General features: G+C 46.6%; 18 protein-coding genes. 10 read left to right on the forward strand and 8 right to left on the reverse strand.

Annotated features, from left to right (window positions below; all coding sequences use genetic code 11):
• Positions 1–287 precede the first annotated feature (287 nt).
• Positions 288–455: a hypothetical protein gene (locus NG833_RS20265; protein WP_254567085.1), complete on the forward strand. Its 168-nt coding sequence runs from the start codon at positions 288–290 to the stop codon at positions 453–455.
• An 86-nt stretch (positions 456–541) separates the two neighbouring features.
• On the opposite strand, the gene NG833_RS20270 is transcribed toward NG833_RS20265, so the two are convergent.
• Complete coding sequence (locus NG833_RS20270) at positions 542–2,134, reverse strand: Hsp70 family protein (RefSeq protein ID WP_254567086.1); 1,593 nt, start codon at positions 2,132–2,134, stop codon at positions 542–544.
• A gap of 758 nt (positions 2,135–2,892) precedes the next feature.
• Here NG833_RS20270 and NG833_RS20275 point away from each other — a divergent pair.
• On the forward strand, positions 2,893–4,434 hold the full coding sequence (locus tag NG833_RS20275; RefSeq protein WP_254567087.1) for a methyl-accepting chemotaxis protein: 1,542 nt from the start codon (positions 2,893–2,895) through the stop codon (positions 4,432–4,434).
• Positions 4,435–4,795: 361 nt separating this feature from the next.
• Positions 4,796–6,301, forward strand: a complete 1,506-nt coding sequence (locus NG833_RS20280) for a methyl-accepting chemotaxis protein (protein WP_254567088.1) — start codon at positions 4,796–4,798, stop codon at positions 6,299–6,301.
• 54 nt (positions 6,302–6,355) lie between these two features.
• Here NG833_RS20280 and NG833_RS20285 read toward each other — a convergent pair whose 3' ends face one another.
• The 3 genes from NG833_RS20285 to psb34 (NG833_RS20295) all read right to left on the reverse strand — a co-directional run bounded on the left by NG833_RS20285 (position 6,356) and on the right by psb34 (NG833_RS20295) (position 7,297).
• Complete coding sequence (locus NG833_RS20285) at positions 6,356–6,697, reverse strand: histidine triad nucleotide-binding protein (protein WP_254567089.1); 342 nt, start codon at positions 6,695–6,697, stop codon at positions 6,356–6,358.
• A gap of 139 nt (positions 6,698–6,836) precedes the next feature.
• Positions 6,837–7,007, reverse strand: coding sequence for a photosystem II assembly protein Psb34 (psb34, locus tag NG833_RS20290; RefSeq protein ID WP_254567090.1), 171 nt, complete (start codon positions 7,005–7,007; stop codon positions 6,837–6,839).
• A 119-nt stretch (positions 7,008–7,126) separates the two neighbouring features.
• Entirely contained in the window at positions 7,127–7,297 is a 171-nt protein-coding gene (gene psb34, locus NG833_RS20295; RefSeq protein WP_254567090.1) for a photosystem II assembly protein Psb34, read from the reverse strand.
• Positions 7,298–7,983: 686 nt separating this feature from the next.
• Between psb34 (NG833_RS20295) and hpsL the strand changes: the two genes are divergently transcribed.
• From hpsL to NG833_RS20320, 5 genes are all read left to right on the forward strand, one after another.
• Positions 7,984–9,636 (forward strand): hormogonium polysaccharide biosynthesis protein HpsL, encoded by a 1,653-nt coding sequence (gene hpsL / locus NG833_RS20300; protein WP_254567091.1) that lies wholly within the window; start codon positions 7,984–7,986, stop codon positions 9,634–9,636.
• A gap of 79 nt (positions 9,637–9,715) precedes the next feature.
• Positions 9,716–10,708 carry a hormogonium polysaccharide biosynthesis glycosyltransferase HpsN gene (gene hpsN / locus NG833_RS20305; protein ID WP_254567092.1) on the forward strand — a complete coding sequence of 331 codons (993 nt, stop codon included), beginning with the start codon at positions 9,716–9,718 and terminating at the stop codon, positions 10,706–10,708.
• 41 nt (positions 10,709–10,749) lie between these two features.
• On the forward strand, positions 10,750–11,922 hold the full coding sequence (gene hpsO / locus NG833_RS20310; protein WP_254567093.1) for a hormogonium polysaccharide biosynthesis glycosyltransferase HpsO: 1,173 nt from the start codon (positions 10,750–10,752) through the stop codon (positions 11,920–11,922).
• 164 nt (positions 11,923–12,086) lie between these two features.
• Entirely contained in the window at positions 12,087–13,286 is a 1,200-nt protein-coding gene (hpsP, locus tag NG833_RS20315; RefSeq protein ID WP_254567094.1) for a hormogonium polysaccharide biosynthesis glycosyltransferase HpsP, read from the forward strand.
• Positions 13,287–13,416: 130 nt separating this feature from the next.
• On the forward strand, positions 13,417–14,160 hold the full coding sequence (locus NG833_RS20320) for a tetratricopeptide repeat protein (protein WP_254567095.1): 744 nt from the start codon (positions 13,417–13,419) through the stop codon (positions 14,158–14,160).
• Positions 14,161–14,503: 343 nt separating this feature from the next.
• Here the strand turns inward: NG833_RS20320 and NG833_RS20325 are convergent, their stop codons facing one another.
• The 3 genes from NG833_RS20325 to NG833_RS20335 form a co-directional block, all read right to left on the reverse strand.
• Complete coding sequence (locus NG833_RS20325) at positions 14,504–15,529, reverse strand: ABC transporter permease (protein WP_254567096.1); 1,026 nt, start codon at positions 15,527–15,529, stop codon at positions 14,504–14,506.
• 99 nt (positions 15,530–15,628) lie between these two features.
• A complete protein-coding gene (locus NG833_RS20330; RefSeq protein WP_375293933.1) occupies positions 15,629–17,269 on the reverse strand; it encodes an ABC transporter substrate-binding protein in 1,641 nt (546 codons plus the stop codon).
• Between the two features lie 358 nt (positions 17,270–17,627).
• On the reverse strand, positions 17,628–19,550 hold the full coding sequence (locus NG833_RS20335; protein ID WP_254567097.1) for an adenylate/guanylate cyclase domain-containing protein: 1,923 nt from the start codon (positions 19,548–19,550) through the stop codon (positions 17,628–17,630).
• A 912-nt stretch (positions 19,551–20,462) separates the two neighbouring features.
• Here NG833_RS20335 and NG833_RS20340 point away from each other — a divergent pair.
• Positions 20,463–20,882: a low temperature-induced protein gene (locus tag NG833_RS20340; RefSeq protein ID WP_254567098.1), complete on the forward strand. Its 420-nt coding sequence runs from the start codon at positions 20,463–20,465 to the stop codon at positions 20,880–20,882.
• 480 nt (positions 20,883–21,362) lie between these two features.
• On the opposite strand, the gene yidD is transcribed toward NG833_RS20340, so the two are convergent.
• Positions 21,363–21,863, reverse strand: a complete 501-nt coding sequence (gene yidD, locus NG833_RS20345) for a membrane protein insertion efficiency factor YidD (protein ID WP_254567099.1) — start codon at positions 21,861–21,863, stop codon at positions 21,363–21,365.
• Between the two features lie 207 nt (positions 21,864–22,070).
• On the opposite strand from yidD, the gene chlP reads away from it, so the two are divergent.
• Entirely contained in the window at positions 22,071–23,291 is a 1,221-nt protein-coding gene (gene chlP, locus NG833_RS20350; protein ID WP_254567100.1) for a geranylgeranyl reductase, read from the forward strand.
• The last annotated feature ends 211 nt before the right edge of the window (positions 23,292–23,502 follow it).

A 23,502-nucleotide genomic window follows, 5' to 3' on the forward strand; every position in this document is an offset into this window, starting at 1 on the left:
TTCTTCGGTTGGCATGAATTCGGAAACGACTGAAGTCGTTACTACCAACTAAGAAAATCCTTCTTCTGTTCGTAGTAACGACTTTAGTCGTTCTTCGGTTGGCATGAATAGGGAAACGACTGAAGTCGTTACTACCAACTAAGAAAATCCTTCTTTTGTTCGTAGTACCGACTTCAGTCGTTCTTCGGTTGGCATGAATTCGGAAACGACTGAAGTCGTTACTACAAACTTGGAAAATCCTTCTTTTGTTCGTAGTACCGACTTCAGTCGTTCTCCCTGAGTAAAGGATGAATCTGGAAACTACAAATTTGGAAAATCCTTCTTCCGTTCGTAGTAACGACTTTAGTCGTTCTTCTGTTGGCATGAATTGGGAAACGACTGAAGTCGTTACTACAAACTTGGAAAATATTTCTTCCGTTCGTAGTAACGACTTTAGTCGTTCTTCTGGAGTGTGAGCATCTTGCTCACGCTCCACATCGGATTTATCACCGCACTCCTGATCCCAATCTGTCCCTCATGAGTTGGGGAAGCGCTCTATTATTTAACTCAATTGAACGACAGCTTGATCCTCTAACAGGATTTGATTGGTGAATAAATCTTCCACCGTAATTCGCAAAAAGCGCTGTTCATCCACTTGAAATAACACCTTGACCCGATCGCTCCCTGGATGTCCCGGAGGATTGAGCTTGGCAATACTTCGGGCCCCCTCTTTATCATTCAGGGGTTGCACGGCTATTTTGCCGGTTTCCAATCGCTTAGTTACCAGCCGATCGCCATCAAAATAAACCTCGGTTCCCCCCGTATCTGCTCCTAATTCCCCAATAATTAACTCAATACTCGGCTGATTCTCCAAGGATGCACCGAGCATTAATTCCACAGGTTCACTCATGGGATAGGGTTGTCCTTCCCGCACCAACGGATGCCAATTATGGCATTGATTGCGCCGGTCCCAGTAGCGGATGCCGTAACTGTGATAGAGAAAATCTTTGATTTCTATCCCTTGACTCAGTTGCAGGGCACCTTGAGCAACCGCTTCAAATGGGCGATCGCACCGAATCTTGGTTTCATCAAAATATTGTTTGACCCAATTCTGAACCGCTGGAATCAGTGCCGTTCCCCCCACCAACAACACCGCATCAATATCAGCAAAATCCAATCCCTGACGCCGCGCTTGTTGACTCACCTGATTCATGGCATCATCTAAAGATTCAAAAAACTGATGTTGGGCCAGAATTTCCTCAAACCCACTGCGGTCTAATTCTAAGGAATAGGTTTCCAATGTTTCATCATTAAAATAAACCTCTTTCCCTTGTTTTTGTAAAGAGAGTTGAATTTTTAAGCGTTCTGCCAAGCGGGTTGTTAGGGGGGTTTTTGCCATGCCTTGAGTTTCGGCAAAATAATCGACCAACCAATTATCCAAATCAGTGCCGCCTAAATTTTTGCCTGCTTTGGCTAAAACCCGAGCGGTTTTAACTTTTTGTCCTGAACTTTCTGCAAATAGTTTATCCCCCCATTTGAGGAGAAATCCTAGGGGTTGTTTCCCGGCAGTTTTATCCAGTTGCACTAAGGATAAATCCAGGGTTCCACCCCCAAAGTCTACAACGAGCAAGTTTTCGCCGTCGGTGAGTCCATATCCCAAGGCAGCAGCAGTGGGTTCATCGATGATCCGGACTTGTTCGACTTGCAGGGATTGGCAGACTTGTCCCAACCAGTGGCGATAGGCTTCAAAGCTATCCACGGGAACGGTTAGGATTAAGGAGTCTACGGGAAGTGGGATTTGGCGCAGGGAGTCCACGAGTCCGGTGAGGAACCATTCCCCGACTTTTTCAAAGGTGACGATTTCGCCATCGAGTTCCGGGAGGAACCCTTGGATATCGGTGCCGATGCCGCGTTTAAAGCTACGGAAGAACCGGGGGTCCGTTTTGAGGTCCAGACCCTTATCGCGGACTTGTTGCGCGATCGCCACTTGTTTTCGGGTGGCATTTTCGACGTAGAGTAAGCTGGGAATTAAGGGTGGATTTTGACCCAACTGCCAGGATAATCCAGGCAGTTTCAGGGTTTCCGGTTGCTGGGTTGCACTATTCCAGCGGGAGATAACGGTGTTGCTTGTTCCAAAATCAATTGCGATCGCCATTGGGCTCTAGTTTCAGGGACAGTTAGGAATGCTTTAGCTAATATCCTATCGAAGTACAGGACTGGGTAATTCTCTCCCCCAGTTGAGATGGGGTTGATTCCCTCGGAAGTCAGACGCTGTAAGGGGGTATCAACAATCCTGAATTATTTATCCCCAATCAGAGATAAATTATAAGCGCTTCAGGGCATCAACTGGGGCTTGGAAAACAGAGGATTCAGGCAGCCCACAATCCGGGGCATCCAACCGAGTCTTTCCTGGGGAACAGGGACTGTAACGAGGTTTGAGTGGGTAGAAACAAAAAAACTTTCTAAAAAATTGTTAAAAGATAATGCGAATTGTAAACTATCCTGAATGGTTGGGATATCTTTCCCGATTTTGGGCAATAATTAATATGGAGTGTAAATGCGGGTTAAATCGGGAAATTAAGGCGGATTGAGTTGACAGTCTATCCCAATTGTACTGGGGTTTTATAGTCGGCTGAACGCTAGAAAATTAGGGGTCTGAAATCGAGTAACGATCGGCAGTAAAATCATGCAACCTTGAGCCAGATGGCTGACCGAAGGATTGACCCTTGATGAGGGAGTGGTTTTAAGCCCATCATGACTGGATGCCGGGGATGTAGCTGCACTTCACTCGACTGATCACAGCTCTAAACGTATTTAGCTAGTGCATTTTTACTTTTTAGGTCAATGCAGCAATGACTCAAAGTTTGAAATCAAGTCATTATTTGTTGTATTAAAAAAGGAAAATCACAGACTATGTTTGCTAATTTAAAGCTCCGAAATCAGATGGTATTAGGATATGGCATCCCCATCGCCCTTGCCATCACCGGATTTATGATCGTTACTTATGCATCCTCCCAAAAAGTCAGTCGGTCCTTTGAAAATGTGGAATTGATTCAAGCCCGACTCATGACCTTAAATGATATCACCAGCACCGCTTTAGGGCTAGTGAGAGAGCCCCGAGGGTATCTCGTGAACGGGAATCCAGAATATCTCAACCGATATTATAACGCAGTCAGCGACTTTGATCGCCTCGTGGATGATGCAAAGGAACTTTATGTACTTCCCGAAGATCAAGAAGTGATTCTGGAGATGATTGACTTAACGAGAAACTACATCACCTTCTTTACTGAGGTAAGAAACCTTTATGATGCCGGGAAAAAAGAGGAGGCAATAGCCCTCTGGTCTACTCAAAAAGGCAACCAATTAGTGACTCGATTTAAAGAACTGACCGACGAGTTTGAAGCCAAGCAAAAAACTTTGTTGTTAGCAGAAAATGAGGAGTCTACCCGAACTTTACAAGCCCTCGTGATATGGATTACCCTGGGCTGTTTATTATTAGTCGGCATTGCGGTGGGAGTGGCCCTCATTATTTCCTCTAGTATTGCCCGAGTTATCCGCCAAGAAACCAATGCGATCGCCTCCGCATCTAGCCAAATTGCTTCCACTGTCGAGCAACATGAACGCACCCTCTCTCAACAAGCCACCTCAGTTAACGAAACCACTGCCACAATGACCGAATTAGGCTCCTCCTCCACCCTCACCGCCGAGCAAGCCCAATTCTCCGAAAACAACGCCAATCAAGTCTTACAGCTTGCAGAATCTTCAGTACAAGGCGCTCAAGAAGTCTTAACCCTCGCCGATCGCGGCATCCAAGCCGTGGAACGCACTCAAGAAGGAATGTTAGTCTTAACCGACAAAGTAGAAGCAATTTCTCTCCAAATTCTCCGATTGAGTGAACAAACCAACCAGATTAGCAACATTACCAGTCTCGTCAGCGATCTCGCCGGACAAACCAATATGTTGGCTCTCAATGCGGCAGTAGAAGCGGTTCGTGCCGGAGAAAATGGTAAGGGATTTAGCGTCATTGCCACAGAAATTCGTAAACTGGCAGACCAAAGTAAAACCTCCGCACAAAAAATTAGTACCCTCGTCGTTAATATAGAATCCGCCATTAATTCAACGGTCACGGTTACTGAAGATGGCAAAAGAAAAGCTGAGGAAAGTATCACCCTCTCTCGGGAAACCTCCGACGCATTTTCTAAGGTTGCAGAAGCGATCAATGACGTAATTCTGACCAATCAAGAAGCGTCGCTCAATGCCATTAATGATGTAGTCCTCAACTCTCGGCAAATTTCCTTGACCACCAAACAGCAAGCAGTCGCCATTAACCAGGTAGTTACCGCCATGAATGACCTCAACCAAGGTGCCACAGAAACCGTCAACGGTATTAATCAAACCAAAATCGGCATTCATAAATTAAATGAAACTGCCCAAAATTTGAATGCTTTGGTCTAAGTAATATTTCGGATATTTCATTTCATTTTCTCCGGTAAAATGAAATAATTTTTTTACAGAGAGACAGCCTGTGTGTACACTATTTTTTTCCTAAGTAGGTCCACCTATTGGGTTAAGTTTATGGTTTTTCCTCTTTACTTCAAAAAGATTCGACTCCCTGTCTAAGTCCCGGGGGGTAGTCTACAATATTTTTAGGATAAAAGATAGGAGCCATTGGCTGAAGGAGACTTTCCCCATGTTCACAGATTTGAAGTTAAGGGGCCGCATTTTTTTAGGCTTTTCAATTCCAGTCTTCTTAATTGTGGTATTTAGTGGGTTTGTGTATTCCGTAATGGGTGAAATATCTCACAAATTTAGTGAAGTGAATAGAGCCCAAAGAATTTTATCTTACACCGATGAGATGGTTTTAAGTACGGCCTTGATGGCGCGGCAAGTTCGGGGATATTTACTCATCCAGGGCGAAGATGCTTTATTAGAATTTAGTAACCAAAAAGAACGGTATGATACTGCCGCTAGGATAGTAGAGCCTCTGATCCAAGATCCGGAACAGAAAGAACTTTTTAGATCCATGATTCTGACAGGACAAGATTATTATCAGATGTCTCTGAGGACGATTGAATTAAAAAATGAAAACAAACATGATGAAGCCGTCACGCTCTACTTGCGAGAGTCTAAAACCCTCGTGGGAAGGTTGGATAACCTAGGAAAAACCTTTAATGATAATGAGCAAAAGATTCTGGATGACTATACAGACCAAGCCCAGGAGATTATCCAATTTTTGATTGCCTCGGCAATTGTAACGACCTTATTAACGTTGTGTTTGGGGACTGTGGCTGCTTCTTTGATTTGGTCAACGATCGCCAACACCAATCGAACTATTAATGAAACGGTTAATGCGATCGTCACCTCTTCCAACGAAATCTCGGCCACGGTGGAACAACAAGAACGCAGTGCCAGCTATCAAGCCTCTTCTGCCCATCAAACCACGAACACCATGCATCAACTAGGGGTTTCTTCGGCGCAAACCGTCGAACAAGCCGAGTCGGCTGCGGAAAATGCCCGTCAAATCTTAGGATTAGCGGAATCATCGGTGGTGGGTGCGCGAGATGTCTTATCCTTAGCCGAGTCTTCCGCCCAGGGGTCCCGTCAGGTCCTCACCTTAGCCGAAGGTGGAAACAAAACCGTAGGCCGGACTTTAGAGGGAATGTCTATCTTAAAAGAAAAAGTCGGGGCGATCGCCGAACAAATCCTCCGTTTGAGTGAACAAACCAATCAAATCGGTTCGATTACCAATCTGGTCAGCGATCTGGCCAATCAAACCAATATGCTCTCTCTGAATGCAGCAGTAGAAGCGGTCCGCGCCGGAGAACATGGGAAAGGGTTTGGAGTGGTTGCCAGTGAAATTAGAAAGCTGGCAGACCAAAGTAAAAAATCTGCCGAGAAGATTAATCAGTTGGTGTTTGCGATTCAGGGTGCGATTAATTCTACGGTGATGGTGACTGCTGAAGGGCGCAAAACTGCCGAAACTAGCATCGAATTGTCCCGAGATACGGCAGATGCTTTTATGAAGGTCACTGAGGCGATCGAGGAAATCGTTTTAAAATCCTCGGAGGGGGTTGTCCAAGCGATTAATGAAGTGGTGTTGCAAAATCAACAAAATTCCCTAGCAGCGGTCAATGAGGTGGTGGTTAACAATCAACAAATTTCGTTAACGGCTAAACAGCAAGCGATCGCCATTCAAGAAGTGGTTGAAGCGATGAATAATCTTAATCAAGGCGCAGTCCAAACCGCTAGTGGGATTACCCAAACCAAAGTAGGGATTCAAAAGCTCAATGAAGCGGCTCATAGTCTCAAAACCATTGTCTAGCGATCGGGGCAATTGGTAAATTGCCCCTAGAATTGAGGGAACTCTACAGTCGCCTCATCCGGGAGGCCAACCTAGGGACCGTCCAGCGAGAAGATGCAGGTGTAAATGATTCACCGTCTGACCCCCATCCTCACCGCAGTTAATCACCACCCGATAGCCATTTTTGAGTTCGAGTTGTTCGGCGACGCGCTTAACGGTTAAGAGTAAATGACCCATCAAAGCATGATGGTTTGATTCGGCATCGGATAATTTGGCGATCGGTTCCTTGGGAATTACCAAGACATGAACCGGCGCTTGAGGATTGACATCTCGGAAGGCGAGGCACAAGTTATCCTCATAAACGATATCTGCCGGGATTTCCCGACGGATGATTTTACTAAAAATTGTCTCAGTCATAAACGGTGGTTTGTTGTAAGTGCCGCTAGTTGCCATCTTACGGGAACAGGCGATCGCTGACAATTTCCACCAGCCTAAAAAAAAGGCCCCTAACCAGTAGGGGCGCTTAATAGAGGAGAGTTGAATCGAAACTTGAGGATTAGCTGATGGCGACTGCGGTAAAAATCGTCAAGGCTACGAGTAAAGCGGAGGCCGCACCGTAAGCAAGGTAACGCTTTTGTTGCTCAGGAGAGGGATACTCGGCGCGGTACATTTTGGGCTCGGTGGCAAAGTTGTTCAGAATTCCGTTTTCGTCAGTGCTGGTGTACATTTCGTTTTTCCTCGGGGGCTTATGTAAATTAATGTAACTGAATGTTAAGAAGTCTTGCCATAACTTGACTCATGCGGTTAAGTGTGGTATATAAACCACTCTTCATTAACCTTTGTAGATTAGCTGATGGCGACTGCGGTAAAAATCGTCAAGGCTACGAGTAAAGCGGAGGCCGCACCGTAAGCAAGGTAGCGCTTTTGTTGCTCAGGAGAGGGATACTCGGCTCGATACATCTTGGGTTCGGTGGCAAAGTTGTTCAGGATGCCGTTTTCGTCAGTGCTGGTGTACATTTCGTTTTTCCTCGGTGTCTTATGTAAATAAATGTAACGCAATGTTAAGAAGTGTTGCCGTGACTTGACGCACGAGGTTAGGTGATGCTAGTCACAACGGGCTAAAGTTGAAGCTGGGAGGGAAAGATGGAGTGATACGGAATCCGGTTGGGATAGGTCGGTAAAAACCCACACCCGTTAACGGTGGGACACTCGCGGATTGAGCGGAGCCCCACCGTTAACGGGTGCGGGTTTTTATAGACCTTTGAATGCCGGAATCCGTATTAGGTGCAGAATTTCCCCCGTGAGGTTTAGGAGTCAAATCACCCATCTTTTTATATTTTTTGAGAAGTTTTTAAACAAAACTTTTAGTGACGGCAAATCGTGACGCTATTTGTCAGATTGATTGATTTTCTTCTTGAGAGAGGGGGATGATTTTTTCCAAAAGTCTAGGGAGTAGGGTTTCCGGGTAGATTCCGATCGCGAATAGGAGTCAGTTTTCATCATGTATTGGGCCTGATGAGTCCACCGAAGCCCTAAGAGCTGCCTGGGGATGGGTGCGATCGCCACTCCCGGAAGCTAGATATAGCCGCCTGAGTGGATTTGATGTTATCAATAAGAAATGATTAGTTGGGTTTGTGTGATTGTCCGTAGAAAGGCCCTGCGGTTCGAGGGTCTAATTCCTGGGGAAGATTCACCATCGGAATATGTTAAAAAACAAGCAAAAATCTAAGAAAAAGTCCCAAACCAATCAGGAGGCACAAGCGCCTTCTGTGAGTAAAAAAGAACTGGCTGCCCAACAAAAGAAAGTTGAGCGCGAACGCAAAGCGATGATTCAATCGTTTCAGACCTATGGAGGTCTGGGTGTGGCGATCGGGATCCTACTTTTTTTTGTCGCCGACCTGAAGTTAGCGATCGCAGGAGGCGGTGGAGTTGCGGTTTTATTACTATCCTACAAATACCCCCGGTTGGCGATGTGGGGCTTTCTCATCTATATGCCGTTCTCCGGGACCATTACCTACTGGATTGGCGGGGGAAATGCCATCTTTCAACTGGCTAAAGATGGGTTTTACATTCCCGGGGCGATCGCCCTGTATCAGGAGATCAAGCGCAAAAAACTCCCCTTCTTAATTCCCCCCCAACTGGGTCCAGCCATGAACATTCTGTTGTTGGTCTGCCTGATGACTCTGTTGTTTGTCAACGGCGCTCAACAGTTTGGCCCCAAACCCGATGGCAAGCCCCTCCCAATGGGACTACTGGGTCTGAAAGTCTTCCTCGGCTATATTCCCTTAATCGGATGCAGTTATTATCTGATCCGTAATAAAAAGGAATTTCTGTGGCTGACGCGCACCCATGTCGTTCTAGCCGTGATCTGCTGTGGACTGGGTGTTGTTCAGTATTGGCTCCTCTCCTCGGGTCGCTGTCCGGGTACAAGGGGCTATGTGGGCGCAGATTTATTTAAAGCCACCCTCGAAGCTAAATGCCTAGTGGGAGGTTCTCTGGTGTTTAGTCCCGAGGTGAACATGATTCGCTTACCCGGGACCTTTGTCGCCCCCTGGCAGTGGGCTTGGTTCCTAATTGCCAATATCTTTTTTACCTTTGCCTCAGCCTTTAACGATCCTTCCTTAATCTGGAAGATCATCAGTTTCCTGGGAATGGCCTTAGTATTTGTCAATTCAGTGATCTCCGGTCAACGAATTGCGTTAGCCATTGTCCCCTTCATGACGGTTATTCTCCTAGTCGTCACGGGTCAAATCACCAATCTGAAACGATTTATTCCCATCGCCGTCGGACTCTCCATCTTGGGATTTGGGGCGATGGCACTCTTCCCGGAGGTGGTTACTGAACGGGTCGATAGTTTTGTCAGCCGCTGGAATGCCTCTCCACCTACAGATTTTATCGCCCACCAAGCAGAATTTACCTCAAAAGGACAGGCTGGATTTTTTGGGAATGGTTTAGGTCGAGCTACCAACTCCGCTCGGATGTTCGGAGAGACGAAGCTCATCGAAACCTACTATCCTAAATTACTCTATGAAATTGGCCCGGTGGGAGTAATCGGGTTTCTGATTTTCGTGACGACTCTGACCTATCTCGCCTTTAAAACCTATCGGTCTGTCAAAGATAAAAATCTCCGAGGTTATGGCGCATCCTATTGGGTGTTTATCTTGTTTATCAGCTATAACACTTACTATTATCCTCTGGATGTAGACCCAGTTGCGGTCTATTATTGGGTGTTTGCTGGGTTGCTGTTCAAGCTGCCCGACCTCGACCGAGAGGTGGCCCAGGAAAAACTCGAAGCGGAGGAACTCGGGTTGCTCGCTGATAAAGGGTCCTCTAAAAAGAAACAGAAAAAGAAATAAACCCGACCTCTAAACCGCCTGATTCCATTGCCGATCGCCTTCAACTCCTCTAAACTCTAACCGTTCAACCCTTAACTCCATGTCTTTGCCCTCGATTTCTGTGATTATTCCCACCTACAACCGGGAAAAGGTACTCAGAGAGACTCTCGCCGATGTCCTCCAACAAGACTACCCGGATTTTGAGGTCCTGGTGGTGGATCAAACCCCCACCCATGAACCCGAAACCGATGCCTATCTCCAATCCCTCGCCGAATCTAATCGCATTCAGTGGTTGCGCCTGGATTGGGCGAGTTTACCCGGGGCTCGCAACTATGCCGTGCGCCGATCGCAAGGAGCCATTATTCTATTTCTGGATGATGATGTTCAACTTCCCCCGGGTTTTTTACACGCTCATGCTCGCAATTACCTGGATAACCCAGAAATCGGGGCGATCGCCGGTCGGGTTTTCGATCGCATGAAACTCGCCGACTCCGGTGGCGGTTTAACCATCGAGGATTTACCTCCAGAAGCAATGGACCCAGGAATTGCTTGGTATTATATCGACCTGGTGCATACCGTCAAACCTCAACAAGTCCTCTCCGTTCGCGGTTGTAATATGTCCTTCCGTCGCGAGATTTTTGACAAGTACGGATTACACTTTGACGAACGCTTCCGAGGCAGTGCCGTGCGAGAAGAGTCGGATTTTTGCTTGCGGTTGCGACAAACCGGATACAAAATCTGGTATGAACCGGATGCTCACTTAATTCATTTAGGAGAAGAAACCGGCGGCTGTCATGATATTAGCACTCGCTCAATCAGCTACCAAATCACCTTCTATCACAACCATTTTCTCCTGGGATTAAACAATCTCACCCTCTCCCAATGTCTGCGATTTTTTGCTCGCTTATTCGACTGCCATGTTCTGGGTCATCCCCCTTGCAACAAAAGTGGTTCGCCGATTAAAACCCTCGTGCGCGGGTGGTTCTATACCCTGGGATTTTTCAATGCCGTTGGCACAGTTCTGCAATCAAGCTTTCAGGATGGACAAATTTACAGCCAACAGGATGAACTAGCCCATTCTCAAAAAACCTGACCTATCAATTTATTGTAAATATCATAGAGATTGTAGATGCTGTGAAAATTCTAGTTGCCAGCCATACTTATATTGTTGATTTAAACCGGGAAAAGTTACGAAAACTGGCTCAACTTGCTCCCGATATTGAGGTTACCGTGGTAGTTCCTCGGCGATGGCGTCCCGGTGGGGTTCAAAATCAACTCATCGAAACCCAATTCCTAGAAGAAGGTTCGTTTCGAGTGGTGCCAATTTCCAATTTTAGCCAGAACAATCAAGGATTGTTGACCTTTGGGGCGGATTTGATTTCTCTGTTGCGGCAGTGGCGTCCAGAGATTATTCAAGTGGAACAGGGTGCGAAGGCGATCGCCTACTCGGAATTTATCACCCTCAATCGATTGCTGGGATTAAAAGCCAAAAATCTATTCTTTACTTGGTGGAATCTCCCCTATCAATTAAAATTCCCGGTTTCTGTCTTAGAATCCTATAATTTGCGCCATACCGATGGCATTATTGTCGGCAATCAAGATGGGGCGGAAATTTTGCGCGATCGCGGCTATTCCGGTCCCCTCAAAATCATGCCTCAACTCGGCGTTGATGAAACCCTCTTTCGTCCCCACCCTCAACCGGAACTCCGCACCCAACTCGCCATTCAACCGGAGGAATTTGTCGTCGGATTTGTCGGTCGATTTGTGGAAGAAAAAGGATTACTCACTTTACTCCAGTCTCTATCCCATTTAGCCGATAAACCTTGGAAATTACTGTTATTAGGGCGTGGTCCTTTAAAAGAGACTCTGCTGCAAAAAGCTACAGAATTTAACCTAGAAAATCGGCTAATTTGGATTGAAAGCGTTCCCCACGATCGGGTCCAGGGTTATATTAATTTGATGGATGTTTTGGTGCTTCCTTCCCAAACTACTGACAAGTTTAAAACCCTAACCTCAGCGGGATGGAAAGAACAATTTGGTCATGTTTTAATTGAAGCAATGGCTTGTCAAGTTGCGGTTATTGGGTCGGATTCAGGGGAAATTCCCAATGTGATTCAAGATGCTGGATTAGTGTTTCCCGAAGGAAATGTGGCAGGGTTGCAAGATTGCCTATCTAAACTGATGGATAACCCTTTATTTGCGGAGGAATTGGCGGTTCGCGGTTATCAACGGGCAATGGAACATTATACCAATCAGGCGCTTGCTCAACAACAGTTGGAATTTTATCAGACCATTTTGGAGGAGTAGGAGTTAGGAGGCAGAGCCTCCTTTTGAGCATTCCTAGGCAGAGCCTAGGAACGAGAATTTAGGACGGTTTAGATATTTTAATTGTAGCGTTTTTTACAGTTATAATTTACCTTCTATTTTTCTCAAAACTATCAATAAAAATAGCAAATTCTTCTGTTAATTAGATGAAAGTTTTACAAATTATTCCGTCTATTTCCCTGGTTTATGGAGGGCCGAGTCAAATGGTGTTGGGGTTGTCGGCAGCCCTGGCAAGACAAGGTGCAGAAGTAACCATATTAACCACTAATTCTAATGGAGATGTGGGACAAGCGCCCTTAGATGTTCCCCTGAATTGCCCAGTAGAACAGGATGGATATCAAATCCGCTATTTTCCCTGTTCTCCCTTTCGTCGTTATAAATTTTCTATGGATTTATTGCAGTGGTTATCTCGACAGGGAAATGAGTATGATATTGCCCATTTACACGCCCTATTTTCTCCAGTGATTTCTGGGGCGGCGACGGTGGCGAGACTGCGGAAGATTCCTTATATTTTGCGTCCGTTAGGAACTCTAGATCCGGCAGATTTGCGGAAGAAAAAACAACTGAAGCAGATTTATACGACATTGTGGGAACGGGGAAATTTAGCGGGGGCGGCAGCGATTCATTTTACGAGTGCAGAAGAGGCGAAAATTTCAGAACGGTTTGGGGTAAAAACCCGGGATTTAATCATTCCTTTGGGGGTGAGTTTACCGGGTTTGGATGGGGAGTTGACTCCGGGGAAACGGCAGGAACGAGGGAAAAAGATTCGGGAGGAATTGGGAATCACAGGGAATCGACCCCTCGTTTTATTTCTGTCGCGGATTGAACCCAAAAAGGGATTGGATGTGTTGTTACCGGCATTAGAAAAGTTACTTGCCCAAGGGTTAGAGTTTGATTTTGTGTTAGCAGGAAGTAATCCGCAAGATCCAGAGTATGAGGAAAAAATTAAAGCGCAAATTGCTGCCTCTGCTTTGGCAGATTGTACGATGTTGCCGGGGTTTGTGCGGGGAGAATTTAAAGTATCATTGCTTCAGGCAGCGGATATTTTTGTGCTGCCGTCTTATTATGAAAACTTTGGGATTGCGGTGGCGGAGGCAATGGCAGCAGGAACGGCAGTTTGTATTTCTCGGGGGGTTTATATCTGGGAGGATGTTTTGGAAGCGGGTGCAGGTTGGGTGGGAAATGGGACGGTAGAGGAAATGGCGCAGTTGTTATCGGAGGCAGTCGCTAATCCCCAGGAGTGTCAGAAGCGGGGAGAGAAGGGTCAAGGGTATGCCGCGACTCATTACGATTGGGATACGATCGCCCAGCAAACCCTCGCGGCATACCGAGAGATTCTCGCCTAGGGGTCAGGCGATCGCCCGATTTCCGGGATAAATCCCCTCAAACCCAGGCACATCAGAACCCTTGGATGGATTCGCTAAACTTAAAAAAATAAACAGATTGATCTACTGTCGAGGGTATGGGGAATGATCCATGTGGAGTAACAGGAATTACGGACAAGCAGTCGGGGTGGCAATCTTGCTGAGTTTGGGGATAACCCCCAAGGTGCAAGCGATCGCACCCTCCCTGAGAGAGAATTTCGCGATCTCTCCAATCCCAGGGGTCGTTTGGGTGGCGCAGGGGATGGAGGAATTTCCGGAAGCGGAACGGTATTACAGCGAAGCCGCAAGACTTCAGGATGAGGGGAATTTAGAGGGGGCAGTCGTTTCTTATCAGCAAGCGATTCGGCTTAATCCTAATTTTACCGAAGCGCAAATCAATCTGGGAGTTGCCTTAGTGAATCTGGGGCGAATTTCCGAGGCGATCGCCGCCTACCGAAATGCCATTGCTACAAATTCCCAATTACCTACCGCTCATTATAATTTAGCCGATGCCTTGGCAAAACAACAGGAGTTCGATGCGGCGATCGCTGCCTATCAAGAAGCCATTCGTCTCCAGCCGAACTATGATAAAGCTTATTATAATATGGCCAATATTTTAGTCAATCTCGGGGAAATCCCAGACGCCATATCTGCCTATCAACAAGCCATTAAAATTAACCCCAATTTTGCAGAAGCTTATGGCAATTTAGGAATAGTTTTATGGGGACAAGGCCATCCCCAGGAAGCGACTCCCGTTTTACAAACCGCCCGAGATTTATTCCGGCAACAGGGAAATTTTCCGGCAGTGAGTCGCATCGATCGCTTCTTACAACAACTGGGTAATGGTTCTAATTAATTTCCTATTTTGGGATTTTCAGCGTAAGCCATTCAGAAACCCGGTTTCTTAGTCCTGGGTAAAGGTTGAGAAACCGGGTTCCTTTCCTCAATCGGGTTCAATTGTCAACAATAGTCGCAGAAACCTGGTTTCTGGAGTGGCTTTTTATCGGGAGCATCTCAATTTGGCCTCAAAGGAGAATTTATACGGAATCCGGTTCTAAAAGGTCTATAAAAACCCACACCCTCAAGGGTGGGGCACTCGCAGACGAAGCCCGCCTGCGCGGGCTGAAGAGAAAACGGACTTTTGACAAGCGGATTCCGTATTAGGTCTCTTTGCCAAATTGAGATGCTCCCCTTTTTCTCTAATAGCGAATGCGCGGATCAATGTAAGCATTCAGCAGATCAATCCCAATACTGGCAATCACCACAATCCCGGCAAAAAAGACGACAATTCCCTGAACTGTGGGATAATCCCGTAAGGAAATCGCCTCATAGAGTCGATTGGCTAATCCGGGCCAAGAAAAGGTCACTTCAGTTAAAATTGCTCCCCCTAAAAGGGCCGCTAAGGTCAATCCCATCACCGTAATCACGGGAATCATGGCATTTTTTAAGGCATGAGCGATCGCAATTCGAGTTTCCGATATCCCTCTGGCTCTAGCCGCTTCTACATAATCCGCCTGTAATGTTTGTTTCAAATTCACCCGGACAATCCGCTCAAAAATCCCACTAATTAGAATTCCTAGGGTCAAAGAAGGTAGGGCCAAATAGTGCAAAGTGGTGAAAAAATTCCCGAGATTTCCACTTAACAAGCTATCAATTAGATACAGTCCTGTCGGTCCCGAGGGTGGGGTTTGGGTACTGGGAAAACGTGCGCCTACGGGAAACCACCCCAGTTGCACGCTAAAAATTAACTGCATAATCATCCCCACCCAAAATGCTGGCAGGGAATAGGTGATAATGCCAAACATTCGTCCCCCGACATCCCATCCCGTATTGGGATTAGAGGCAGAAATTACCCCCACTCCAATGCCGACAATTAAGGCAACAGCCATACTCACCACGGCAATTTCTAAGGTGGCGGGGAAATATTGACCGACGATTTCCCACACCGTTTGTCCTCGGGTGGTGAGGGATGTGCCTAAGTCTAACCTGAGCAAATCTCCCATGAAACGGAGGTATTGTAACCACAAGGGTGCGCCTAAGCCGAGTTGTTCTCGCAACCGGATTTTTTCAATTTCTGGTGCTTTGGGGCCTAAAATGGCATCAATGGGGTCGCCTGGGGTGGCCCGCAACAACAAAAAGACCAAGGTGGCGATCGTCCATAGCATCAAGGGTGCTAGTAGCAACCGCAGGAGAATATAGGATTGAAGCGCTTTTGAACGGGACATGGGTGATAAGTGAGATGCTAGGGTTGAGTAACGGGTGGAGGGATGAGAAGTTTAGGAAAACTCCAGCATCCCTGCATCCCATGATGGACATGATAGACTTTATTTTTTCAAGGTCCAAAATGGCACGGCTTGAGTCGATTCGAGGGTCGCGCCTTGGAGTCCCGGACGAGCAAAGAGATATTCTTTTCCTTGCCAAAGGGGAATAAATGGCACATCTTCGGAGAGAATTTGTTGGAGTTCGGTAAAAATTTGGAGGCGAGTTTCAGGGTTTTGTTCTTGGCGTTCTTGAGCAATTAATTGATTGACGCGATCGCTATAGTAAAAAGAACCCCACAATTTGCTTTCACCTTCTTCACATCCGGTTTCGACGGACCCGGTGGCACAGGAAAGGAACGGCTGCATATAGTTATCCGGGTCGAAAAAGTCCGGGGTCCAATCTAGGATAAACATGGAATACACGCCTTTATCCAAATTATTGTAAGCGGTGGCAGCTTCAACGCTTTGCAGTTCGATTTGAATCGCTCCCCCTAATTCCTGTTCAGCTAAGGCTTCGATCGTGGTGGCGACATCAGCATTGGTGCGAAGATTCGACCGATACCACAACTGAAGTTGCAAAGGATTCTCAGGGGTGTAACCGGCTTGCGCGAGGAGTTGTTTGGCTTGGTCAAAATTCCCATCCCCATATTTATTGAGAAAGACGGGCTGATAATACCGTTCTAAGGTGGTGGGAATCAAGCTATACAGCGGTTCCATTTGTCCTTGAAAAATCCGCTGTTGCAAGAGGGGACGGTCAATGATAGAGGCGATCGCCTGTCGCACTTCCGGTTTTTTTAATGCCTCATCTTTCATGTTCAGGGTTAAGACATAAATCCCGTTACTGCGATTAGAAATCACTTGCCAACCTTGGCCAGGGGCTTGTCTTTGTAAACTGCTAATTTGATCCAGGTCTAATGTCCCGTAGGTCAGATCTACAGCCCCCCGACGGAAGGAGTTATAAACGTTAGCAGGACTAGAGAACTGTTGAATATCAATGCCGGTATTGAGAGGTTTTTCTCCCCAGTAATCCTCGAATACATCTAACTTGATAGTATCGGTTCCATAGCTGACCAATTTATAAGGTCCGGTTCCCACAAATGTATCCGGTTTAAATTGACCGGCTCCAATTTGATAGGCGGTGGGAGAGACAGCGACTAACCCGGAGAAGGTTAACAAATCGGGAAAGGCAGCAAAGGGCTGTTTAAGCTGAAGGGTTATTTCATATTCACCGCTGGCTTGTACCGATTCAACGATATTAGATAATAAGGATGAGGGAGCCCCGCCATTTTCCATGAATCGTTCCAGGGAAAATTTCATGGTTTCGGCATTGAAGGGAGTGCCGTCATGATAAACCACGTCGGAACGCAGAGGAATGGTATAGGTGACTCCATCGGGACTGATTTCGGGGAGTGCCGTGGCGAGTTGAGGTTTGAGGGTGGTGGTGCCGCTTTCGTAGGTGTAGAGGCGATCGCCTAGGTTGTACAGTAACATTCCTGCTGCATTTTCATAAGCATCGGCAGGGTCGATGGTTCTAATTTTGGCGGTGGTGCCAATGGAGATCCGAGTGGGGTCGGTATTCTGGTTCATTTCGGGGCGATCTCCACAGCTAATCGCCAAAAGAGCACAGATCGAAAACAATCCCACAAATTTAGCGAGTTTACGCCAGTGGCGATCGGCGTTCGCGAAGCGTCTCCAAAGGAGAATCGCCCGGAGAATGGATCCGGTGATACCCCGATAGTTTACTCCAGTTGTCTGATTCGGCTTCAATTTTTCTTCCCCTACAATTGATCGGCTTAAATTGGAACGTTTCTAAAGTGACAAAAGCGATCACCCATTAGTTTATTTGCTTTCGGTCAGATTTAGGGGGTCACCGGACAAGTTCCTGGCTGCCAACCCTCTCTCCTTTGTGTTTTCACCTGTGAATCGACTTGAAGTCTAGCATGGATTTTACAATAAACTAGCCGGATCATTTTTGGCCCTAGAGTACCACCCCCAAAGAAAAATCCAGGCAGCCGCCTGGAAGAAAGATCCGGGTTTCCCGGGGAGATTGTGGACCCCTGGATTAACCCAGCTTCCCGACTAGCCAATAGGTGAGCATTTCTCCTTTGCCTTTTACAGAAATCAGCCCCCGTTGTTCAAATTCAAATCGGGTTTTTAACCGTTCATAAACCGCCTCAGTCACCTGAATTTTCCCCGGCAATCCGCTGGATTCCATTCTTGAAGCGGTGTTAACCGTATCCCCCCATAAGTCATAGATAAATTTGCTCATGCCAATCACTCCGGCAATGGCGGGACCAATATGAATCCCTATTCTCAGTTGAAAGGTTTGTCCAGTATGCTGATTTAACTGGGCTAATTCCTCTTGCATATCCAAGGCCATTTGAGCCACTTCAAAGATAGCATTGGCACAGGGAACAGGTAATCCCCCGACGACCATATAGGCATCTCCAATGGTTTTGATTTTTTCTAATTTATGGTGTTGTGCTAATTTGTCAAACCGTGAAAAAATTTTATTTAACAATTCTAATAATTTTTTGGGGGATCGATTGGCTGCAAATTCCGTAAATCCCACTAAATCGGCAAAAATTACGCTGACGTCTTCAAAGTGGTCAGCAATGGGATTTTCTCCTTTTTGCAGCCGAGTGGCGATCGGTTGGGGTAAAATATTCAATAGGAGGGTTTCGGTTTGATTTTGTTGATATTTGAGTGCTTCCTGGGCTAACTTGCGTTCAGTAATATCGGAAACAATGCCTTCATAATAGAGAATATTACCATTGGAGTCTCTCACTGCCCGGGCCGTTTCAGAAATCCAAATAATACTTTTATCTTTACAATAAACCATTGATTCAAATCCAGAGACTGAATTGTTGGCAGCGATTGCCTCTATAAATTCTTGGCGGCGATCGCGATTGACATAGAGTTCGGTGTTGATATCTTTCAAACTCTGTTGTAATTCTTCCCCGGAATCATAGCCATAGATCTTCGCCAGGGCCGGATTGACGCTCAAATACTGTCCATCTACCGTGGATTGAAAAATCCCGGCTATGGCATTTTCTACGATACTATGATATCGTTCTTCTGCGATTCTTAAGGCTTCTTCTGCTTGCTTGCGATCGCTAATATCTCGGGCTACCACAATCACCGTATCTTCCCGCACCGGAGACACGGCTGCCGAAAACCACATTTCTTGACCATGAGCCGTAAGACAGTAATCAAAATGCAAAGTTTCTCTGTTCTCTAACACTTGACCAATAATATTCAACCAGCTTTCTGCCGTATCTGGGGAAAACAACTGTTCAATCGTTTGCCCTACAATGTCGGAATCGGGCTGATATAAACGCATCCAATTACTGGGTAAAATATCCAGATTACTAATATTCCCCTCTTGAATACTAATTAAGGCAATAATATCAGTCATTGCCTCAAAAACAGCCCGCATTTTCTCCTCAGCGGACCTCAGTTTTTCCTCTAATAATTTTCGTTCATTAATTTCGGCTTGGAATTGGAGGTTTTGGTGAGCTAGGAGCTTACTCTTTTCTTGAAGTTGCTTTTGGAGTGCCCGTTGAGAGAGATGGGTTTCTAACCGCGCCAGAATTTCTTCCATTTGGAACGGTTTGCTAATGTAGTCAATTCCCCCGGATTTAAAAGCTTTTGCTTTATCAAATCCTTCGGTTAGCGCACTTAAAAATATAATAGGAATATCCTGGGTTTGAGGATTTTCTTTCAGTTTTTGACAAACTTCATATCCATCCATCTCCGGCATCATAATGTCTAAAAAAATTAGGTCTGGCTGTTTCATTTCAACAAATTGCAAGGCGAGCGAGCCGTTCGTTACCGCCCTAACGTTATAGTTGTGTCTTCTTAATAAATTAACCAATAATTTTAAATTATTAGGCACATCATCTACGATTAATAGATCGGCTTTATATCCTGAATTATCTTGAGGATTAATCTGGTTAATTTCTGATGCACCTTGTTCGCCCATAGTATCTACTAGAATAAGATGTTGTCTCAATCATTCAATCTGCTTTTCAGACTGCTAAACTCTTAAAAAGATTCCCTTGACTTTGGGGATCTCAACCCCTTGAACCATTACCCTAAAATTCTCGAACATACATAGCCAGTTTAACCCTAGGAACCCCAAGGTCCCCGCTGGGAGTGAATGCGCAGCGACTCCCCCAGAATAAAAGCGCTCATGGCGATTCGACTCCAGCCGGACTTACGCATTGCCTTGATCGCAGGGGCAGTCCATCAACGGCTCCTATCATATCGGATTGACATCCCTGTGAAGATCATAAGTTCTGTCGGTGGTTTCCAGAGGATATCTGCATATCACTGTACTATAGAGCGCTTTAATCATTTGTACAATTTTTAATCCTTGACAAAAGCATCTCTCAACCCTTGGAACTATCACGGATTACCTATTCGCTATCTGCGATTTTAGGATAACCAGAGGTAGGGTACTGAGTTTGCCGAACTTATTCCCCTACCCAACCCATCGAGCCACGGCTCATCTCCAGATATTATCATCGGGATTGATGGGGTAATCTCAACTCAATTAATTGGAGTTTTAAGCCCTAGGTTGAAGGATTCGGCTTAGAGGCAATCATCGAGCGTGGTAATAAGATAGAACAGGTTAACCCTCAGGAGAAAGCTCGACCCGATCGCCTGGGGATCGATCGGAGTATGCAACCTGGGGATAGCCCGGACGAGATAACTTTGAAGTTGCCCATCCCCAGTCACAACCGGACAGGTGTGATAAATTCCTCTAGTCACCTGTCCAAAGAGAAAAGCAGCGATCGCCCTTTTGAATTTACTACTCCATCTATATCTTAAGGCTGATGTATGTAGGCACAATCCCTTGATAACCTTAACTCAGATAAGGGAGGCCGAGAGGGTGCAAGACCTGCAACCCCCGAATTCCCATCCAATGGAAATTTTAGACCAGGAGAACCATAATATGCCGTCTATCAGCTTAAAATTACCGACTTTGCGTCCCCTACGCTTTTTGGTCGCAGTCTGCGTGTCTGCCCTACTCTTTTTCAGCAGTGCCTTCCCTGCTTATGCAGCGAGTAGCAGCCCGACGAAAGGTGAAGATCAGATGCTGAAGATTGAGGAGAAATCCCTCAAAGCGATCGGAGATGATCCTTATACCATGAACGATCAGGTTGATGAAACAAATCCCGGTTTGAATGCCGTTCAAGGAACTGCGGATCAAGATAAAATGATTTCCCCAGAAGATGCCAAATCCAGCGGGGCAACTTCCTTTACTGAGCAGGTTAAGAACGCCGTTGAAAACATCACGGGTAAAGATTAATCTCTCAGCCGGATGGGGGTATAAAACATTCCGAAAAATCCCAAGTTAGAACAAGGTAAATTAGGGTAAGTTAGTCCCTCAAGAAAAAGATTTTGGATTCTTTTTCTTGAGGGACTAACGCATTATTCCTTAAGTTTAAAGTCTGTTTTAGAGGGAGGATCTCAATTTTTCCAAGAGACCTAACCCCCGGTGCCCCCTTCCCTCAGAGGGAAGGGGGAGAAAGAGATTTATTCCCCCCTCCGGTGCATAAAAAATTTCCTGATTCTCCCTCTGCTATTAGGAGAGGGCCACCGGAGAGGTCCGCTCGGTTTTTAGGCCAAATTGAGATGCTTCCGTTTTAGACAGGAATTGTGGGTTCCGGGGTGGCCCCCGGGGAACAGACGTGACGGTTATCAGGAAGATGGAGTCACGAGCTAGAGCAATGGCATCACTCACCCGGATTGAGAGTGTTGGCTGTAGTTACATTTCACTACCCTACAACTAACTACAACTGCCAAAGTCGCAGTCGGCACTCGAACAATCCAGGGCGCTATCTTCCAGGGGATTACAGTCGCTGCAACTGATTCCACCACAACAATCCAAGAGGTTGAGGCATTCTAAGCTGTCCGTACAGGCATCGCAACCGACTCCGGGGTTTAATTCGCTACAGGCACAATCTCGGGTCCGGTTAGGACTGGAACGGTTGGGCTTTTTTTGAGGTTGAGCGGTGGCACAAACTTGGGACCGCAGAATGTGATGCGCTTCCTTGCAGGCGGCAAATCGGTGTTGAGATAAGGCGATCGCCTCGGATAAGCCCCTTTGAGCCACGGCGGTTTTGATGTATTGAGAACAGGAGTCTCCACCGTAGAGGATTCGATGAGCGCAGGAAAAGCCTTTATGAGGGGAAAGGTGTTTTTGGTAGCCGGTAATCGAGGCGATCGCGATCGCCCTCAACCGTCGTGAATCCAGGAACAGCCGCGCATCCAGTCCATTCGAGTTCATGTTGTCCCAGGGAAGATGGCCCTTATTTTACGTCGAAGTTTATTCTTTTACCTGGACTAAATTCCAGCATCCGCCAAAGCGGGCTAATTATGTAGAAATATTAAGCTCTGTTTCATTTTCGTCACATATAGGGGGGTGACCCGACCAGAAGGGGATAGTCCGTGATACGATTGCTTTCCGTAACCGTGACAGATAGGGAGAACTTCTTTGGCACTACGGGTTGCTGTTGTTGGATCGGGACCGGCTGGTTCCTCTGCTGCCGAAACGCTTGCAAAAGCAGGGATTGAGACCTACCTGTTTGAGCGCAAGCTGGATAATGCGAAGCCTTGTGGCGGGGCCATACCCTTATGTATGGTGAGTGAGTTTGATCTGCCGGATCACATCATCGATCGTCGGGTGAGAAAAATGAAAATGATCTCCCCGTCCAATATCGAAGTCGATATCAATTTAGAAAAACAAGAAGAATATATTGGGATGTGTCGCCGGGAAATCCTCGATGGATTCCTGCGCGATCGCGCTGAAAAATTAGGCGCAAACCTGATTAACGGTACCGTTCACAAACTGGATATTCCCACAAACAATACGGACCCCTATGTTTTACACTATGCGGACCATTCCGATGGCTCCGTAGCAGGGACCCAAAAAACCCTAAAAGTGGATCTGGTCATTGGCGCTGACGGAGCGAACTCTCGCGTCGCCAAAGCCATTGATGCCGGGGACTATAACTACGCGATCGCCTTCCAAGAGCGCATTCGCCTCCCGGAAGACAAAATGGCCTACTACAATGACCTCGCAGAAATGTATGTGGGAACCGACGTTTCCCCCGACTTCTATGCCTGGGTCTTCCCCAAATACGATCATGTCGCCGTGGGAACCGGCACCATGAAAGTCAACCAAGCTCTAATCAAAAAGCTGCAAGCTGGCATTCGCACCCGGGCCGCCAAACGGCTAGAAGGGGGCGAAATCATCAAAGTGGAAGCCCACCCGATTCCGGAACATCCGCGTCCGCGTCGAGTGGTCGGTCGCGTCGCCCTCGTCGGAGATGCCGCAGGTACCGTCACCAAATCATCTGGGGAAGGGATTTATTTTGCAGCCAAATCCGCTCGGATGTGCGCCGAAACCATCGTCGAGTTTTCCGAAGGCGGGACCCGCGTTCCCACAGAAGAGGAACTGAAAATTTACCTGAAGCGCTGGGATAAGAAATACGGCATCACTTATGCAGTATTGGATATCCTGCAACGGGTGTTCTATCGCACCGATGCCACAAGGGAAGCCTTTGTGGAAATGTGTGCCGATATGGATGTTCAGCGCATGACGTTTGACAGCTATCTGTATAAAACCGTCGTTCCCGCCAATCCTTTCGTGCAGATGAAGATTACTGCGAAAACCATTGGTAGTTTGCTGCGGGGTAACGCCTTAGCCCCCTAGAACCGCCCATCACAGGATCCAGCTAAAGCCGATGAATCGGGAAAGTTGGATTCTGTTGGGACTCATCCTGAAGCTGATCCGGACGATCAGTCTTTCTGGAATTTGTTAGAAAGAGCGCTCTCCCGCGACATTAAGCAGTTTGGGGGAGCGTTTTTCTGTTTTTAGAATCATGACCCGACCGGGATCAAAGCGTAGTATCACCCCACAGGGT

Origin of the sequence: Oscillatoria sp. HE19RPO (assembly GCF_024220515.1) — a bacterium.
Taxonomy (GTDB): Bacteria; Cyanobacteriota; Cyanobacteriia; order Cyanobacteriales; family Laspinemataceae; genus Laspinema.

Coding starts and splice junctions, on each gene's coding strand:
- NG833_RS20265 (WP_254567085.1), top strand. CDS start 288: ATGAATCTGGAAACTACAAATTTGGAAAATCCTTCTTCCGTTCGTAGT.
- NG833_RS20270 (WP_254567086.1), bottom strand. CDS start 2,134: ATGGCGATCGCAATTGATTTTGGAACAAGCAACACCGTTATCTCCCGC.
- NG833_RS20275 (WP_254567087.1), top strand. CDS start 2,893: ATGTTTGCTAATTTAAAGCTCCGAAATCAGATGGTATTAGGATATGGC.
- NG833_RS20285 (WP_254567089.1), bottom strand. CDS start 6,697: ATGACTGAGACAATTTTTAGTAAAATCATCCGTCGGGAAATCCCGGCA.
- psb34 (WP_254567090.1), bottom strand. CDS start 7,007: ATGTACACCAGCACTGACGAAAACGGAATTCTGAACAACTTTGCCACC.
- psb34 (WP_254567090.1), bottom strand. CDS start 7,297: ATGTACACCAGCACTGACGAAAACGGCATCCTGAACAACTTTGCCACC.
- hpsL (WP_254567091.1), top strand. CDS start 7,984: ATGTTAAAAAACAAGCAAAAATCTAAGAAAAAGTCCCAAACCAATCAG.
- hpsN (WP_254567092.1), top strand. CDS start 9,716: ATGTCTTTGCCCTCGATTTCTGTGATTATTCCCACCTACAACCGGGAA.
- hpsP (WP_254567094.1), top strand. CDS start 12,087: ATGAAAGTTTTACAAATTATTCCGTCTATTTCCCTGGTTTATGGAGGG.
- NG833_RS20320 (WP_254567095.1), top strand. CDS start 13,417: ATGTGGAGTAACAGGAATTACGGACAAGCAGTCGGGGTGGCAATCTTG.
- NG833_RS20325 (WP_254567096.1), bottom strand. CDS start 15,529: ATGTCCCGTTCAAAAGCGCTTCAATCCTATATTCTCCTGCGGTTGCTA.
- NG833_RS20335 (WP_254567097.1), bottom strand. CDS start 19,550: ATGGGCGAACAAGGTGCATCAGAAATTAACCAGATTAATCCTCAAGAT.
- yidD (WP_254567099.1), bottom strand. CDS start 21,863: ATGAACTCGAATGGACTGGATGCGCGGCTGTTCCTGGATTCACGACGG.